General features: G+C 65.0%; 1 pseudogene. It reads left to right on the top strand.

The features are described from left to right. Window positions 1-995 (top strand): annotated as a pseudogene (locus tag GQ56_RS45440) (hypothetical protein); the annotation flags it as partial.

Genomic DNA, 995 nt, shown 5'->3' with positions numbered 1-995 from the left:
GCCCTGTCGACGTCGACCTCGACGGGCCTGTCATCGGCCACCAGCTCGATCACGTCACTGTCGACATCGACCTCGACGGGCCTGTCGTCGGCCACCAGCTCGATCACGTCACTGTCGACCTCGACCTCGACGGCGATCAATGCAGCGAAGACGCATTACTACAGCGTCAACGACGGCGGCACGCAGCAGGCCAACTACAACAACGACGGCGCCACGGGCACCAACGCCCTTGCTGCCGGCGTGAACGCCAGCGCGGCGGGCACCAGCAGCGTCGCGGTCGGCGACACCGCGAACGCGAAGGCGAACGGCACGGTGGCAATTGGTCAGAACGCCGTGGCCAACAACGCGGGCGATGTCGCGCTCGGCAGCGGCTCCACGACGTCAGCGCCGAACCCGACGCCGACCGGTACGGTCGGCGGTGTCACCGCGACATTTGCGGGTGGCAATCCGACCAGCGTGGTCAGCGTCGGCGCACCGGGCCAGGAACGTCAGGTCACCAACGTCGCAGCGGGTCAGATCACCGCAACGAGCACCGACGCGATTAACGGTTCGCAGCTGTACGCGACCAATTCGATCGTCGACTCGCTGTCGACCACGGTTTCGTCGTCGAGCGGTGCGATCGCGTCGTTGTCGACAGGCCTGAGCTCGACCAGCAGCTCGATCAACTCACTGTCGACCTCGACTTCGACGGGTCTGTCGTCGGCCAATAGTTCGGTCACGTCGCTGTCGACGTCGGCCTCGACGGGCCTGTCGTCGACGAACAGTTCCATCACGTCGCTGTCGACCTCCACATCGACTGGGCTCTCGTCGGCGAACAGCTCGATCACGTCGTTGTCGACCGGCCTTTCGTCGACCAATAGCTCGGTCACATCGTTGTCGACGTCGACGTCGACGGGCCTCTCGTCAGCCACCAGCTCGATCACCTCGTTGTCGACTGGCCTTTCGTCGACCGATAGCTCGGTGACCTCGCTGTCGACGTCCACGTCGACGGGCCT

The organism is Burkholderia paludis, from assembly GCF_000732615.1.
Taxonomy (GTDB): Bacteria; Pseudomonadota; Gammaproteobacteria; order Burkholderiales; family Burkholderiaceae; genus Burkholderia; species Burkholderia paludis.
This window is presented reverse-complemented; position numbering and strand designations above follow the sequence as displayed.